15 protein-coding genes are annotated in these 16551 nt (G+C 39.4%); 5 read left to right on the forward strand and 10 right to left on the reverse strand.

The genetic code is table 11. The annotated features are described in order from the left end of the window. Window positions 1–130: 130 nt before the first annotated feature. Window positions 131–1477 (reverse strand): M28 family metallopeptidase, encoded by a 1347-nt coding sequence (locus CLW00_RS19110; protein WP_106135318.1) that lies wholly within the window; start codon window positions 1475–1477, stop codon window positions 131–133. A 69-nt stretch (window positions 1478–1546) separates the two neighbouring features. Here CLW00_RS19110 and CLW00_RS19115 point away from each other — a divergent pair, with 69 nt between their 5' ends. From CLW00_RS19115 to CLW00_RS19135, 5 genes are all read left to right on the forward strand, one after another. Beyond that, the gene (locus CLW00_RS19115) at window positions 1547–2065 is read left to right on the forward strand and encodes a DinB family protein (RefSeq protein WP_106135319.1); all 519 of its coding nucleotides are present in this window, start codon (window positions 1547–1549) and stop codon (window positions 2063–2065) included. Window positions 2066–2165: 100 nt separating this feature from the next. Then, window positions 2166–3836 carry a DUF6909 family protein gene (locus tag CLW00_RS19120; RefSeq protein WP_106135320.1) on the forward strand — a complete coding sequence of 557 codons (1671 nt, stop codon included), beginning with the start codon at window positions 2166–2168 and terminating at the stop codon, window positions 3834–3836. 186 nt (window positions 3837–4022) lie between these two features. Continuing rightward, entirely contained in the window at window positions 4023–4598 is a 576-nt protein-coding gene (locus CLW00_RS19125) for a YceI family protein (protein ID WP_245917400.1), read from the forward strand. 18 nt (window positions 4599–4616) lie between these two features. Continuing rightward, a complete protein-coding gene (locus CLW00_RS19130; protein WP_106135321.1) occupies window positions 4617–5912 on the forward strand; it encodes a hypothetical protein in 1296 nt (431 codons plus the stop codon). Between the two features lie 19 nt (window positions 5913–5931). Next, entirely contained in the window at window positions 5932–6453 is a 522-nt protein-coding gene (locus CLW00_RS19135) for a hypothetical protein (protein ID WP_106135322.1), read from the forward strand. A gap of 55 nt (window positions 6454–6508) precedes the next feature. Here the strand turns inward: CLW00_RS19135 and argH are convergent, their stop codons facing one another. The 9 genes from argH to CLW00_RS19180 form a co-directional block, all read right to left on the reverse strand. After that, window positions 6509–7846: an argininosuccinate lyase gene (argH, locus tag CLW00_RS19140; protein WP_106135323.1), complete on the reverse strand. Its 1338-nt coding sequence runs from the start codon at window positions 7844–7846 to the stop codon at window positions 6509–6511. Between the two features lie 30 nt (window positions 7847–7876). After that, on the reverse strand, window positions 7877–8956 hold the full coding sequence (locus CLW00_RS19145; RefSeq protein ID WP_106135324.1) for a M20 family metallo-hydrolase: 1080 nt from the start codon (window positions 8954–8956) through the stop codon (window positions 7877–7879). Window positions 8957–8981: 25 nt separating this feature from the next. Beyond that, entirely contained in the window at window positions 8982–9782 is an 801-nt protein-coding gene (argB, locus tag CLW00_RS19150; protein ID WP_106135373.1) for an acetylglutamate kinase, read from the reverse strand. 44 nt (window positions 9783–9826) lie between these two features. Further along, window positions 9827–10771: a Rossmann-fold NAD(P)-binding domain-containing protein gene (locus CLW00_RS19155; RefSeq protein ID WP_106135325.1), complete on the reverse strand. Its 945-nt coding sequence runs from the start codon at window positions 10769–10771 to the stop codon at window positions 9827–9829. A gap of 34 nt (window positions 10772–10805) precedes the next feature. Continuing rightward, the gene (locus tag CLW00_RS19160) at window positions 10806–11936 is read right to left on the reverse strand and encodes an aspartate aminotransferase family protein (RefSeq protein ID WP_106135326.1); all 1131 of its coding nucleotides are present in this window, start codon (window positions 11934–11936) and stop codon (window positions 10806–10808) included. Between the two features lie 11 nt (window positions 11937–11947). Then, the gene (gene argC, locus CLW00_RS19165; RefSeq protein WP_106135327.1) at window positions 11948–12916 is read right to left on the reverse strand and encodes an N-acetyl-gamma-glutamyl-phosphate reductase; all 969 of its coding nucleotides are present in this window, start codon (window positions 12914–12916) and stop codon (window positions 11948–11950) included. Further along, on the reverse strand, window positions 12903–14099 hold the full coding sequence (gene argG, locus CLW00_RS19170) for an argininosuccinate synthase (protein WP_106135374.1): 1197 nt from the start codon (window positions 14097–14099) through the stop codon (window positions 12903–12905). Before argG ends, argC begins: the two co-directional genes overlap by 14 nt. Window positions 14100–14133: 34 nt before the next feature. Beyond that, window positions 14134–14811, reverse strand: a complete 678-nt coding sequence (locus tag CLW00_RS19175; protein WP_106135328.1) for a GNAT family N-acetyltransferase — start codon at window positions 14809–14811, stop codon at window positions 14134–14136. Between the two features lie 418 nt (window positions 14812–15229). Beyond that, complete coding sequence (locus CLW00_RS19180) at window positions 15230–16489, reverse strand: aminotransferase class V-fold PLP-dependent enzyme (RefSeq protein WP_106135329.1); 1260 nt, start codon at window positions 16487–16489, stop codon at window positions 15230–15232. Window positions 16490–16551: the final 62 nt, after the last annotated feature.

The raw sequence follows: 16551 nt of genomic DNA on the forward strand, positions 1-16551 counted from the left end.
CAGCCGATAATTTCCAGACTGTTTCAATTTGTGAATTCAGAATGGGTTGAGGAAAAGTATTTACAAAATAGACAAATAAAAAAAGCAGGTTTTTTAAGCCTGCTTTTATTTTGCAATCGAGGTGGTAATATTATCGTGTAATAGGTTGTGGAAATACAGCCATACTTTCATGACCTCCTTCGCCTACTGCCTGCACTGCAAAGAAGTAATTGTCTTTTGAGTAAGGTATTGTCAATTCCATTTCTTCAGTGTAGAATTTTTTCTGCCACATGGAGGCATCAGTTTCCCTCATTAAGACATAGTAGCCTTTTGCCTTGCCAGTCTTTGGTGCATCCCATCTCAATGTACTCGTGTTGCTTAGTCTTCTTACGTCAATGCCTACCATTTGAGGTTCTGATGGTGCTGAAGCCAAAGAGGCCAAAGAGGCTAAGTTTAAGGCTGTATTTTTTCTGATATATTCAAAATCGACAAATTCAGGGAGATCTCCATATTGTTGGCCATCTTCAATCCTGACGTTTTCATGTTGGTAAAAATAGTTTTCATTCATTTCCGTGACACGGATAGCTGTAAAACCCTCTCTAGCAAATGGTGTATGATCACCACCACGTAGGTACCTGTCATTTCTGTAAATAAGTTTTACCTCTAACTGGTCCACATATCTTTCTCCCAACTCTTTCATATACCGGGCAAGTTGTCTTGATTTCGAATCATTTTCAGCATTGGTATACCTTCTTATGGCTGCCATTTGTTCTGTTTCAGCCATTGGTATGCCTTCAGAAAAAATACGGACTCTGGTATTGTCATTGATATTGGTTTGGGATGAATTGCTATTGCCAAGCATATCATTGTTCAACATGGCTACCAGGTTCCATTCTTCTTTTTTTGCTTTTTCAGCCAAATAAGCTGCACCTTTAAGTCCCTGCTCTTCACCTGATACAATTACAAAAATGATAGTTGCAGGAAAGGACCGCTTTGACATTATCCTCGCCAACTCGATGACTGCAGCAACTCCTGACCCATCATCATTGGCACCTGGGGCATCTATTTCAGTATTCATCACATCCAATGGGCGGCTATCAATATGCGCAGAAACAAGAAAAATCCTATCGTCATTCGGATCAGTACCTTTCAGAGTTGCCATGATATTTCCTAATTCAGAATCGCTCGGTATTCTGCGTCCATCTGCCTCAATTGTAAATCGGTCTATTTCTGAACTTAGTCGCCCTCCAGCTTCTGCCTCATATGACTTAAAAAGGCTCAGAACATATTTTTGCGAAGCCAAGATTCCTTTATCCTCAGCGTCTGCCGACAAGGTGTGGCGCGTTTGGAATGCAGCTAACTGTCTCACATATTGCTCCAAGTTGTCCGCGGAGACTTCTGAGACCATTTCTTCAATTAAAGCATCCCGGTGGATCAGGGTTTGAGCGTCCAGGTATTGAAAGCTCAATAGGGTAATTAAGAGTAAAATTCTTTTCATTTTTAACTTTATACTATGGTGAATCTTTTAAATTTACCTGTAGATATATCGGTTTAAAACTATTATTACATGAGCGAAAAAATGATTCCTCAAGAAGGAGAATTTGCACCTTATTACAAGAAGTATATTGATCAAGTCAAAAGTGAGGATATTTTCAAAGTACTCATGGATCAAATCGAAAGTGTAAGGTTTTTCTATGAAAAGATGGGAGAGGAGAAAAGTAACCAAGCCTATGCAGCCGGGAAGTGGTCTGCCAAGGAAGTCTTAGGACACATTTCAGATACTGACAGAGTGATGGCATATAGGGCGATGTGTATTGCTCGGGGAGAAGCTCAGTCCTTGCCCGGTTTTGATCAGGATGAATACGTAGCCAAAGGAAAGTTCAATGATATTTCTATGACTAGGTTGTTGGAAGAGTTTGAGATGACCCGGTATGCTATTGTTGCTATGTGTAAAAATTTCCCTGATTCCGCTTATCAATCTATAGGCAATGCCAATGAAACAGCAGTTTCTGTACGTGGTTTGATCTATATTATTGCGGGCCATACACTGCACCACCTGAGTATTTTACAAGAAAGGTATATTTAATATTTGCCGGGGAAGATAAATTCAAATTGAAATCCAAATATTATTTGGTATTTATTTAGTATATTTGCTGAATTTATCTAATACAAAAATTTTAAAAATTATGAACAGAACTAGAGCACAGGAGTCCAGAGCTGCGATCGAGAAACTTTACATAACAATGAGGCATCTCTTTATGAGAGGTTCTTATAAGCCTATGGGAGTTTCGGGAGAGTCGCTGGTGGAGTCACTTTTGGTGTTAAGTCCAGAGATCTACGGATTATTGGCACAGGATGAAAAAATAGAACTTGAAGGCTTGCTTTATGTAATGGAGCGACTGCCCAGGGGTATAGAAGAGTGTCGATATATCCGCTTGATAAGTAGGGAAGGCTATGAAAATTCCACTTTTCAACCCATCATTCCTGCAAAAAGAAGAAGAAGCTGCTATAGAGTAGACCAAGATCAGATGTATGTAGAAATGACTCGTGGCAGATCAGATATTTATGATATTTTGACTCACCTGACATTTTTATATGTGGAATCTGAGAAAATCAAAAAGAATGGTGCTGATGCAAAAGGGAGAATAGGTCTCAACTGGGAAATGTTGGGAAAAATAGTGGAGAAAGAAGAAAATGGGGAAGAGTTTGATAGAGAGGTGGCATGTTCTTACTTAAGTCATGTCATCGGAAGGACTTTTGATGAAACACATGATGCAGTAATGAAATTTGAAGCATCTCCGCATGCAAATAGCCTGTTCAGGATCGTATATCACCTGGGAAATCTTGCCATGAATGAAGGGACAGAAGGAAAAGACAGAGAGATTTCTTTTTCGGCTACTTTAAGGATGAGAGTAGGACACCATGTATATGGAGAGATGTGGGCCAATAAAATCAAAGCCGTTCTTTTCCAGCACAAACTTATAGGTAGGCCAATTCATATTGTATCAGCCAATCTTCACAGTTTTGTCAATACAATTTATGGCCATCAGGCATTAGGCCTAAAAAATTTCGAAGAAATTGAGAAAGTGGCAATGGACATCAGCATCAATGCCAAAAACAATAAGGCCAAAGAAATACTGGCCTATGCGAAGGCCAATGGGTTTATTGAAGTCAATGATGAATCAGGTACTAATATTCATGTTCAGTTGATAGATACAGCTGGTATGTCGGAGGAAACGATTCTGGAAGGAGTCAGTATTCCAAAGGACGAGAAAAAGAAGCCTGTGATACTTGTGATGGACTACGCATTTGGAGAACAAGCTTATGAGTGTTTTGATGAATTATTGAAACCATATGAAGGAGCGGATGGGAAAATATATCCTCTTGATGTTGTCTCTTGTTCCATTATGGGTAAAGCAGGAATCCTTACCGGGAAGAAAGGTGATATCATGATTCCTGACAGCCATGTTTTTGAAGGTACTGCGGATAATTACCCCTTCAAGAATGAATTGACCAAGAAAGATTTTGAAGGGTTTGATTTAGGAGTATGTCAGGGAACCATGTTTACTGTCCTAGGCACAAGCCTCCAAAATAAAGATGTGTTGAAGTACTTGATGGAATCCTCTTGGCAGGCAATCGGATTGGAGATGGAAGGTGCACATTACCAAAAGGCAATTCAATCAGAAAGTCTTATTCGTCAGAGTATTCGGAAGAATGTGAAAGTCCTTTATGCTTACTATGCCTCAGATAATCCACTTGAAACTGGAAGTACTTTGGCATCTGGAGCACTTGGGATGGATGGTGTGAAACCAACATATTTGATAACTTATAAAATACTTGAAAAGATATTTAAATAGAATATTTTGAAATATCACTAATTGACCAAATCCTCAACTGATGTTGAGGATTTTTTTATTTTGTTATTTTGGGTTTTAACGTAAAATTTGGTTTGTGTTTAGAGTCATGGTTATATATGATTTTGATCATGTTTTGGGGAGGGATATAGTTGCAATTTTGAATCATCAAATCAAACATAAATCACCATGAAGCAATTTAACATCACCCAAATTTCGATAATGGCAGCTTTCGTTTTTATGCTGCTGATTCACCCGGTAATTGCCCAAAGCAAATATATATTGACATCTTCTCCTACCTTGACTATACAAGGCGGATCCACCTTGCATGACTGGGATATGACATCCAATGAAGCAAAGGGGGAGGGGATGTTTGTGGTTGAAGGCAATCAGCTCAAAAGTATTCAAAACCTTACAGTCAGCATGAAAGCTGAAACCCTAAAGAGCGGTACAAGAGGTTTGGATAACAATGCATATAAAGCATTGGACACCAAAAAGCATCCAGAAATCAAATTCAGCTTGAAGGAGCTTACAGGTAGCGGAACCAATTACACTGCGAAAGGAGACTTCACCATAGCTGGAGTCACAAAATCTGCATCATTTCCTGTCAAAGTTAGCCAATCAGGCAATTCTTTCACTTTTGAAGGAAAGCATGAAACAAAATTGACTGCCTTTTCAATTGACCCACCAACAGCTTTGCTGGGCACGGTCAAAACTGCCGATGATATTACTATTTCATTCAAATCAACATTTCAAAAACAATAACATCAATCTATAGAAATCATGAGAAAGTTCACATTTGCCCTTATCGCCCTGGTAGGATTTGCAATATCCGCCATCGGGCAAGGTATCCAAAGAGACATGCAATTTTGGAGACCATATGACCAAAGAGGTCTGAATATTTTCGAGACCGGAAAAGAAGATACAACTGCCTTTGATGGCATGAGAGTGAGAGTAGGGGGACATTTTGCACAACAATTCCAAAATCTCCGTCACTCAAATACAGCATCTGCTAACATAAACGACAATAATGTTAACCTCAATCAATTGGTTGATATTGGTTTCGGTAGCAATCTTGCAACTGCCAACTTGAACATTGATGTAGCTTTGGCTGACGGTGTGAGGTTGAACTTGGTAACTTATCTTTCTTCAAGACACCATCCTGAATCTTGGGTAAAAGGCGGATTTATTCAAGTGGATAAATTGAATTTCCTTGGTCTTGGCGACATTGATTGGTTCAACAAATACTTGACATTGAGAGTAGGGCACATGGAAATCAACTATGGTGATGCTCACTACAGAAGATCAGATAATGGTAATGCAATGTACAATCCATTCATAGGCAACTATATCATGGATGCTTTTACAACTGAAGTAGGTGGTGAGTTATTCTTCCAAAACAATGGATGGTTGGCAATGGCTGCTATCACAGGAGGAGAAATCCAAGGTGGTGTCACTAACCCAGATAACAGAAAAGCAAGTTTCATAGGAAAGTTTGGTTATGACAAATACCTAAACGACGATTTGAGAGTAAGATTAACCGGTAGTGTGTATACTACTTCAGGTTCTCAGAGAAATACACTTTGGGGTGGTGATAGAGCAGGATCTAGGTATTACTTAGTAATGGAAAATACACTCGCAACTACAGCTGGTAACTTTACCTCAGGTAGATTCAACCCAAATCAAACAGACAATATCACTGCGTTTGTATTCAACCCATTCATCAAATACAAAGGATTGGAATTCTTCGGTAACTTTGAGCAATCTAAAGGTGCTGCAAGAAATGAAGCTACAGAAAGAACATGGACTCAAATCGGTACAGACTTGGTCTACAGGTTCGGAACTTATGAGAAATTCTATGTTGCCGGTAGATATAACAAAGTTAGCGGTACCCTATTTGGTTCAGGTCTTGAAGTAGATATGGATAGAGTTCAAGTTGGCGGTGGCTGGTTTGTAACCAAAAACATCCTGGCTAAATTGGAGTATGTAAACCAAAACTACAATGGCTTTGCAGCGTCTGACATCAGAAATGGCGGTAGATTCAACGGCCTGATGATAGAAGGTGTGATAGGCTTCTAATCTAAAAACTGAAACAATCATGCGTGTCCTTTTGGTCCTGATATTGTTAATGCTAAATCCCCTCTTTGAAGAAAGGGAGGTTGTTATCACCAAGAAAATGATCACGGTAACGGGTCAAACTTCTTTAGGAGGATTTAGCTGTGACTATAGCAGAAATGGCCTAAGGGACACGCTTTTTTTTGACTACAATACAAAAGTTAAAGAGCTGGTTTTTACAGTTCCTGTTAATGATTTTTCTTGTGGCAATTTTCTGCTGAACAAAGATTTTAAAAAAACCATCAAATCAGAGGAGTTCCCCACAGCTTTGGTTAAGGTCAAAAATCTCAAATCTAAGCATGGATATTATACCTGCGATATGAATGTGGAGATAGTAGGTAAAAAACTTCACTATAAGGATTTAAAACTTCAAAGCATACCAAATGGCTTGTCCGCTGATATGGTTTTGAGCTTTGAAGAATTAAACCTCAGTGCCCCCAAAAAATTCGGGGGATTGATTTCAGTAAATGAAGAACTCCATTTAGAATTCCAATTGGGATATTAATGCCTACTTTAAACTTTTGCAGCGTTTCAAACTTTGGAAAAGTCATGAACAAAGTCTAACCCTGAATCAGCTTAATCAGCTTTGCGGTAGTGTTGTCAAAATCAAAGTCTTGAACAGCTTTTTCCATTTTTGCTTTTATTTCATTAGTACAGAGATTACCGATACTTCCTTCATGGGTATGCTTGACTGTAGACTGGTCAGGAGTGAAGTTGTCTTTTTCAATATCTAAGCCGACTTTCTTATACGCATCTCTAAAAGGAATCCCTTGCAAGACCAAGTCATTGACTACTTCAACAGAGAATAAGTGTTTATAGAATGGATCTTGGAGAATGTTTTCTTTTACCCTCACTTCTTTGAGCATAAAAACACTCATATCCAAGCAATCCAGCAATGATGCTATTCCTGGGAAAATGGACTCCTTGAGCAATTGTAAATCCCTGTGATAACCAGTAGTAAGATTGGTCAATAGTAGGGTGATTTCTTGTGGAACTCCCTGTAATTGATTGGTTTTGGCCCTGATCAATTCAAATACGTCTGGGTTTTTTTTGTGGGGCATGATACTGCTACCTGTGGTCAATTCATCAGGAAATGAAATAAAGCCAAAATGCTGGTTCATAAAGACACAAGTGTCAGCAGACAATTTATTCAAAGTGCCAGCAAGTCCTGAAATGGCAAATGCTAAGAACTTTTCAGTTTTACCCCTACTGTTCTGAGCATTAATGACATTGTGGTGCAAGTCTTCAAATCCCAATAATTCTGTAGTCAGCGTCCTGTTTAAAGGGAAGGAGGACCCGTAACCTGCGGCTGAACCAAGGGGGTTTTTATTGGTCAGTTTATAAGCAGCCTTCAACAACTCCATGTCTTCAGCCAAACTTTCTGCAAATGATCCAAACCAAAGTCCAAAAGAGGAAGGCATCGCCAGTTGGGTATGTGTATAGCCTGGCATTAGGTCATGTTTGTGTTTTTCGGATAGTTCGATAAGTAAGTCAAAAAGCTCCTGAGAAGCCTCTACGAGATCTCTTATAGCCGATCTGTAATACAACTTTAGATCCACCAATACTTGATCATTTCTTGAACGGCCGCTGTGAAGTTTTTTACCGACCTCTCCATACCTTTCTGTCAACAAGAACTCCACCTGGGAATGCACATCTTCCACACCTTCAGCTATTGTGAATTCTCCTTTCTCGATTTCATAGTAGATTTCGCGAAGTCCTTTGAGAAGAAGTTGAAGCTCGTCTTCTGTCAATAAACCGATTTCCTTGAGCATTGTGGCATGTGCCATGGAGCCCAAAACGTCGAAGGGGGCCAGAATAATGTCAAACTCAGGATCTCTTCCAATTGTAAATCTTTCTACCTCTTTAAGTGATCCTTTATCTTTTTGCCAAAGTTTCATGTATTTCTATGCTTAGGGGAAATGGTAAATTTAAAGTTGTGCGTATGTGTTGATCAATTGGATGTAGCCAAGAATACCTTCTTTGATTTCTTTCAAATAGATAAACTCATCAGCTGTATGGGACCTTGCTGAATCACCCGGCCCAATTTTAACAGAAGGGTATGGGATCAATGCCTGATCGGAAAGGGTGGGGCTTCCATATTGACTGATTTGGAGTTTTTCCGCCACCTTCAGGATTTTGTGGCCTTCAGGAACTTTTGAAGAGTTGAGTCGAAGTGATCTCGGTGTCAGTTCTGCCTGTAATGTTTCACTCAGTTCGTGCAGTGCTTCTTCCAATGTATAACTATCGGTAACTCTTACATCTAGAGTGAAATGACAAAGATCAGGCACTACATTGTGCTGAGTTCCAGATTGAATAACAGTGGCCGATACTTTGCTTTTTCCTAGAAAAGGAGATACTTTTTTAAATTGGAACTCTCTGATTTTCAGTAAGTCATCTAGCGCCAGGTAAAGTGCGTTTTCACCTTCTTCTCTGGCAGCATGTCCCGCTTTTCCCCTGACTTTTGCATCTATGACCATCAGCCCTTTTTCGGCAACGGCCATTTGCATCAAAGTAGGTTCGCCTACTATGGCCAGCTCAAATTCAGGGAGTTCTTCCAAAATACTTTCAATGCCATTTTTCCCTGAAATCTCTTCTTCTGCGGAAGCTGCCAAGATCAAATTGAAGGGTAGGGCTTTGCTATAAAAATGAATGAAAGTAGCTATAAGACTTACAAGACAGCCACCAGCATCATTGGAACCAAGACCGTAAAGTTTACCATCTTCAATGATAGGCGTAAAAGGATCTTTGGTGTAACCCTCATTCGGTTTTACGGTATCATGGTGTGAATTAAGCAATATTGAGGGTTTGTCAGGATTAAATTCCTTCGGATAGGCCCATACATTATTCCCATTTCTACTGAACTCAATTCCCTTGGAGGAGAGAAAATCTTCTATCAAATCAGCTGTTTCTTCCTCTCCCTTGCTAAAAGAGGGGGTTGAAATCAGTCTACTTAGTAAATCCTGGGATTGATTAAAGAGGTGTTGTAATTCCTCACTGTGGTTTTCCATTACTGGCCTTAGATCTTTTTGTTACTCAATAAAGGTCGTACTTGTGTGTCTCGATGTTTGTGCCAGATACCTTACCTTTTGCAGCAAAAAGGAGATTCTCTGCTTTACCTATCCATACATGGTTGACTCCTTTGTTTAGCGCTGCAAAAGCATTGTCTAATTTGGGGATCATGCCAGAATGAATTACGTTTTCCTTTTTTAGCTCGGCGTAAATATCCTCATTGATCAGTGGAATGATAGAAGAGTCGTTTTTTTCGTCAATCAATACACCTGCTTTATTGAAACAAAAATAGAGGTTTACTGTCATTTTCTTGGATAAAGAAGTCGCTATTTCAGAAGCAATGCTGTCAGCGTTGGTATTGAGTAATTGGCCCTTTTTATCATGCGTAATTGCACATACTACTGGGACAATATCTTCATCAAGTAGGTTTTGCAAAAAATCGATATTGACATTTTCTATATCTCCCACATAGCCATAGTCAATTGATTTGACAGGTCTTTTTCTAGATTGAATCAAATTCGCATCTGCACCGGTCATACCAAGGGCATTTTGATCAAGTCCCTGTAATTTGGCGACGATTTGTTTGTTGATCAATCCAGCATATACCATTGTGACTATCTCCAAGGTATCTTTGTCTGTTATCCTTCGTCCATCAATCATCTGTGGCATCACACCCATACTCTCACCAAATTTGGAAGCCATTACTCCACCTCCATGTACGAGTATTTTTTTGCCGGGAAATTGGGCAAACAGTTCTAAAAATTCATCGAGTTTTTCTGGGAAATCAATGACATTACCTCCTATTTTTATAATACTTACATTCATGGTAGGTTGGTTTTCTGATTTGAGATTCAGGAGTTTTATGTTTTTCAACTCAAAATGTGTGATATTACAGATTGAGCAGCATATATTCTGTTTTTTGCCTGTTCTTGGACCAAGCTTCTTTTGCTATCTAGGATTTCATCTGACAGTTCAACGTTTCTTCTTACCGGGAGGCAGTGCATTACTTTTGCATCATTTGCATTGATAAAGTGCTTTTCAGTCAACATCCAAGAATCGTCTGTTGATACGATCTTCCCATAGTCATTAAATGCAGACCAGTTTTTGACATATACAAAGTCTGCATTTTCTAATGCTTTCTTTTGGTCAAGTTCTATTGTCGCCCCTTTGGTAAAGCTTTGATCCAATTCGTAGCCTGCAGGGTGAGTGATGGTCAAATCATGGCCACAGCCAATAGTCCATTCTGTAAAAGAATTGGCTACTGCATGAGGAATTGCTTTGATATGAGGTGCCCAAGTGAGTACAACTTTTGGTTTTTCTTTTTTGGACCAATTTTCTTGGATTGTCATCATGTCGGCTAAACTCTGAAGAGGGTGACGTATTGCACTCTCTAAACTGATAACCGGCACTCCTGAAAATTTCACGAATTGATTGAAAGTGAAATCAGCCAAATCTTCATTCTTATTGGTAAGGCTTGGGAAAGCCCTTATGGCTAAGATGTCAAAATAAGAACCTAGTACAGCTGCGGCATCTTTTACATGTTCTACAGTTCCTTTGTTCATGATGGCCCCTTCATTCATTTCTAAAGCCCAGCCTTCCTTGTCCATATTCATGACAATGGGCTCCATACCAAGGTTAATTGCAGCAATCTGCGTGCTCGCCCTTGTTCTCAATGATGGATTGAGAAAAATACAGCCTATTCTCTTGCCTTCGCCAAGTGCTTTATCTACCCTCGGGTTGGCTTTATAGAATAATGCTTTTTCTATTAATGTATCTGCTAAAGATTTGGATTCAAATTTTGTAAAATGCTTCATTAAGAATTGGTGGGTTTTGTTATTGAATAATTGCTCAATTCAATATTTTCTCTAAACTATCCAAAAACGAAGATAGTTCATTCATTTTAATATTTAAAGGAGGGAGCAAACGAATGGTGTGCTTTCCAGCTGAACTGCCTGTGAAAATTCTGTATTTGCTTACTAATTCAGAACGCACTGGTCCGGCTTCTCTGTCAAGATCAATTCCTATCATGAGGCCTTTACCTCTGATTTCTTCAATACCTTTGATTTTGGAAAGGGCTTCCATTAAGTAGTTACCCATTTTGTCTGCATGCTGCATTAGTTTTTCTTCTTCCAGCACTTCGAGGACCGCTAATCCAGCTGCACATGCCAAATGATTTCCTCCAAATGTGGTGCCCAATAGTCCATAAGATGCTTTGATATCAGGATGGATAAGTACACCTCCAATGGGGAAACCATTCCCCATTCCTTTGGCAGTAGTGATCATATCAGGCACCAAGCCGTCTACCCATTGGTGTGCAAAAAACCTGCCTGTACGGCCATATCCGGACTGAACTTCATCCAGAATCAGTTTAGCACCATAGGTTTTGCAAAGTTTAGAAAGTTCAAGAAGAAACTCAGGGCTTGGTACGTGTATACCACCCACACCTTGGATTCCTTCTACAATAATTCCTGCAATGTTGCCTTCTTTTAATTTCTCCTCTACTGCACCTATATCTCCAAAAGGCAAAATATAGGCATCATCCCTTTGGTTGCACGGAGCAATTATTTTGGGGTTATCAGTCAAGACAACTGCACCGGAAGTCCGACCATGAAAAGCACCGGAAAAACTTATAAATCCTGATTTTCCAGTAGCGAAAGAAGCAAGCTTAAGTGCATTTTCGTTTGCTTCTGCACCAGAATTGCATAGAAAAAGCTGGTAGTCATGTAGACAGGATAAATCTCCTAACTTAGATGCTAACTGTTTCTGTATCGGGATGTGTACCGAGTTGGAGTAAAAGGCCAGGTTGTCAAGTTGGTCTTTGATTCTTTTATTGAAATGTGGGTGACTATGTCCTATAGAAATCACAGCATGTCCCCCATAGAGGTCAAGGTACTGATTCCCCTTTTCATCCCACAGATTTGCTCCAAGTGCTTTTTTAGGACTGACGTCAATCAGTGGATATACATCAAATATGTTCATGTCGCGGTGGATTAAAAGGCTATACTTTTGAGATTCAAACCGGTCTTTTCATCCAATCCGAAAGCAAGGTTGAAATTCTGCACTGCCTGTCCTGAAGCACCTTTTAAAAGATTGTCAATGGCAGAGTAAATAACCAATTGACCGTTTTCCTTTTGAATGTGCAAAAAGCATTTGTTGGTATTGACTACTTGCTTGAGGTCAATGTCATTTTCTGATACATGTGTGAAGGGATCATTTTTGTAAAATTCACTGTAAATTTCTAGCGCCTCTTCCAACTCCCCTTCAAAAGGGAAATATGCGGTAATCCAGATCCCTCTGGCAAAATTCCCTCTGTAAGGAACGAATAGCAAATCACTGTTAAAATCCTTATTTAGCTGTGAAAATGTTTGTTTGATCTCTTTAAGGTGTTGGTGGGTAAAGAGCTTGTAAACGGACATATTGGAAAGCCTGTAGCTAAAGTGGCTGGTTTCTGAAAGACTTTTTCCAGCTCCTGTACTTCCGGTAATCCCAGAGACATGTACGTTATCATTTACCAAACCTTTTGCTATTGCCGGAGCAAGTGCAAGCTGAATACCTGTGGCAAAACATCCAGGATTAGCAATTTTTTTAGCGTTTTTTATTTTCGCCTTATTGATTTCAGGTAAGCCATAGGTAAAACCATTGCTTTCGTCTCTGAAATCAGTACTTAAATCAATGATAACAGTGTCAGAACCGAAACTGTGATTTTCAAGAAAACCTTTCGTCTGACCATGAGGAAGTCCCAAAAAGACCGCTTCTATTCCCTCAGTGCTTACCTCATCTGTAAATACAAGTTCGGTATCTCCCAAAAGATCAGGGTGACTGTTTGTAACTTTTTTTCCTTTTTGACTATTGCTATGGGCGTACATCAAATCAACGTTAGGGTGATGCACCAGTAACCTGAGCAACTCACCCCCCGTGTATCCTGCAGCACCAATTACTGCTGTTTTAATCCTCTTCATGATGGTTGACTTGATGGAATATTGCTGTCTGATTTCCTAAGATTCTTGTAAAGCCTTTAACATCTTCTGCCGTATAACCTTTGTTCATTTCACCATAGCTGCCAAATTTAGAAGCCATCAGGTCATGGGGAGATGTGATACCTACCAATTGGAATCTGTAAGGCTGTAGAATAACTTTTACTGTCCCGGTGACAAACTCTTGGGTACTTTCTAAAAAAGCTTCAAGATTCCTCATCACTGGGTCAAGGTAATGGCCTTCATGTAAGTGGTTTCCGTAAAATTCAGACATTTGGTTTTTCCAGAAAGTCTGCCACTTGGTCAAAGTGTGTTTTTCCAACAATTGATGGGCCTTAATGATGATAAGAGGGGATGCTGCCTCGAATCCGACCCGTCCTTTGATGCCGATAATGGTGTCTCCGACGTGAATGTCTCTGCCTATGCCAAATGGAGCAGCCAATTCTTGAATTTTTAGAATGGCATCTACTGCATTTTTGTAATTTTCACCATTCACACTTTTAACTTCTCCAGCCTCGAACCCTATAGTGATTTCTTCGATTTCGCTCTTACTGACCTGAGTAGGCCAAGCTTCTTCAGGAAGTGTCAGATCAGAAGTAAGTGTCTCTTTTCCTCCCACAGAAGTACCCCAGATACCTTTATTGATAGAATACTTGGCTTTTTCGAAGTTCATTGAAACTCCATGTTTTTTCAGGTATTCTATTTCTTCCTCGCGGCTGAGTTTAAGGTCTCTGATTGGTGTGATAATTTCGATATCAGGAACTATTGTCTGAAAAATCATGTCAAATCGAACTTGATCGTTTCCCGCACCCGTGCTTCCATGTGCGACAGATTTTGCTCCGATTTTCTTGGCGTATTCAGCCAGAGTTTTGGCTTGTAAAATACGTTCTGCACTTACAGAAAGAGGGTATGTTTGATTTTTCAACACATTGCCATAAACCAAGTATTTTATTACCTCATCATAATAAGTATTGGTGACATCCAAAATTGTAAATGAGGCAATTCCCAGAGCGGTAGCTCTATTTTCCACTTCTGACAATTCTTCACTGGAAAAACCTCCTGTATTGATCAGTACGGCATGAACTTCATAGCCAAGGTCTTTTGATAAATGGAGGGCACAAAAAGTGGTGTCCAATCCCCCGCTATATGCTAATACTACTTTTTTCATTTTTTTGGTTTTATGTGCAGGATCTAAATCCAAACTAGAATAGGTTTAAGGTTTTATTCTTTGTCTTTTTGAGGTTCAATAGAATATATCTCTTAAGGTTGGTCCACCTTTCGAAAAGTTTGATATTCTTCCTGAAATCCTTTCGAAGAGCCATGTCGTCTTTTTTTACTTTTTTTTGAGGATCATAAAGCATGGCTGTGCAAAGGCAATTTTGCCTTACTTTGCTTTTCAATATTTCAACATTGATGCAACTGTTGCAGCCCTTCCAGAATTCTTCATCATCTGTAAGGTCTGAATAAGATACAGGGATGTAACCCAATTCGGAATTGATTTTCATTACAGCCGGACCGGTGGTCAATCCAAATATTTTGGAATCAGGAAATTTGGTTCTGCTGAGCTTGAAGATTTCATTTTTGATTTGCGTAGCCAAACCGAATTTTCTGAATTTGGGAGCTACGATTAGACCTGAGTTTGCGACAAATTTACCATGTCCCCATGCTTCAATATAACAGAAACCAGCCCATTCGCCATCTTTAGTGAGGGCTATCACGGCTTTGCCTTCCTGCATTTTGGCTTTGATGTATTCAGGAGACCTTTTTGCAATACCAGTACCACGAGCTTTGGCAGATTCTGCCATTTCATCAGTAATGGTTTCAGCATACATAAGATGCTTTTCAGTTGCTGGTTTTATGATGAAGGAATAATTTTCCATTTTTTCCAATCAGAATAATTGATTCAAGGCAGTGAGCCTTAGTTGAGGTTGTGAAGAAATGTATGTGAAAATGAGCTATTGTAGATTTCCCGCATAGGGTATCTTGAAATATATAGGGACTATGCCCTGAAGCTGTTCCTAAACCTCCTAAGTGGAGACAAAAAAGACATAGCAAAAGCAGGAGCTGCTTTCATCGTAAATGGTGCTATGTTGAATACCTTGTTCATCTATTTGTTACTAAACGAATACAATATTTGTAAGGATTGTAATAAAATGCAAACATTCATTGCGTTTATTCTAAAGAAATTCGTTGAGTGGTAAAGAAATGACAGGATTTTATCCAAATTTAACGGTTTTCAGCAATTTGCTCGATGTTTTCTGTCAAATACCAAAATCAAAAGAATGTAATCCCCTTAAATCAAGCAAGTGTCTTCAGTGCTTGTACAAACTTATCTAACTCTCGAGGTGTAGTATAAATATTTGGAGTGATTCTACACCCATGAACCCCATTTTCGTCAATCCCCACAGTGTAGATTCCAAATCGATCTATAAGCGCTTTGGCCATATCAATCGGCTTTAAACTGTCTAAGCCGACATTGGCGATACCGCATGAACGTGCAGGGTCTTTTGGAGTATTGACATTGATTCCAGCAATATCTCTTACTTGATCTGTCCAATAATTCTGTAAGTACCTCAAGCGTTCTTCTTTCCTTTTTGCACCCACCATATCGTAATAATCCAAGGCGTCATTGATCGCTAGGGTAGTGGCCACAGGTTCAGTTCCTATATGGCTGATGTTTTTGACCGTGATTTGATCCAATTGATATGGTGCCAGTAAGGGCCATATTTTGGAAATTTTATCTTTTTTGACATACAGCAATCCAGCTCCCAAAGGCACACTCAACCACTTATGCAGGCTGCAAGCATAATAATCGCAACCTGTTTCTTCGATTTTAAACTCAAAATGTGCAACGCAATGAGCCCCATCCAGCATCACCTCTACACCATGAGAATGGGCCATATCAATAATTTTCTTGACAGGTAAGATCTGACCTGTCACGTTGATCATATGAGAAACCATGATCAATTTGGTGTTAGGGGTGATTGCATCTTCATAGATTTTTACAATCTCTTCATCTGATTCAGGGTGATTTGGAATATTTACCACTTTGTTTGTGGTGCCATGACGTCTCGATACCAGTTCAAACATGTTTTTAATACTTCCATAGTCTTGTGCCGCGTAAATGGCCTCGTCTCCCTTTTCCCATGGAAAACCTGAAATGATGATGTCCAATGATTCTGTGGCGTTTCTGGTAATAGCGACCTCCTCAGTGGAGCCGCCAAAATGTTGGGCTAATTTTGCTACCACTTTGTCTTTGTTTTCCCACTGAACTGTTCTGAAATACCAAGATCCTTGGTAATTGATTTCTCTGATATGGGTGATGTAATTTTCTAAAGTCTGTTGGGGGACAAAACAATAATAACCATTCTCAAGATTGATGTAGTCAGGTTTCAATCTATAATCTTCCCTGATTTTCATCCAAAAATCTTCATTTGAAGCCAAAGATTCAGGAGAAATATGACTGTAAGCACTTACTGTTTTAGACAAAGCTTTGAATGAAACAGAGGACGCAATGCCGCTGAGGGCAAGATTTTTTAAAAAGGTACGCTTGTTCATGATGAAGAAGTTTTCTTAAAGTTGTCGAAAAAAAATTAAAAATGAAAAAAAACCAAAAATGT

It is taken from the genome of Mongoliibacter ruber (assembly GCF_003003005.1).
Taxonomy (GTDB): Bacteria; Bacteroidota; Bacteroidia; order Cytophagales; family Cyclobacteriaceae; genus Mongoliibacter; species Mongoliibacter ruber.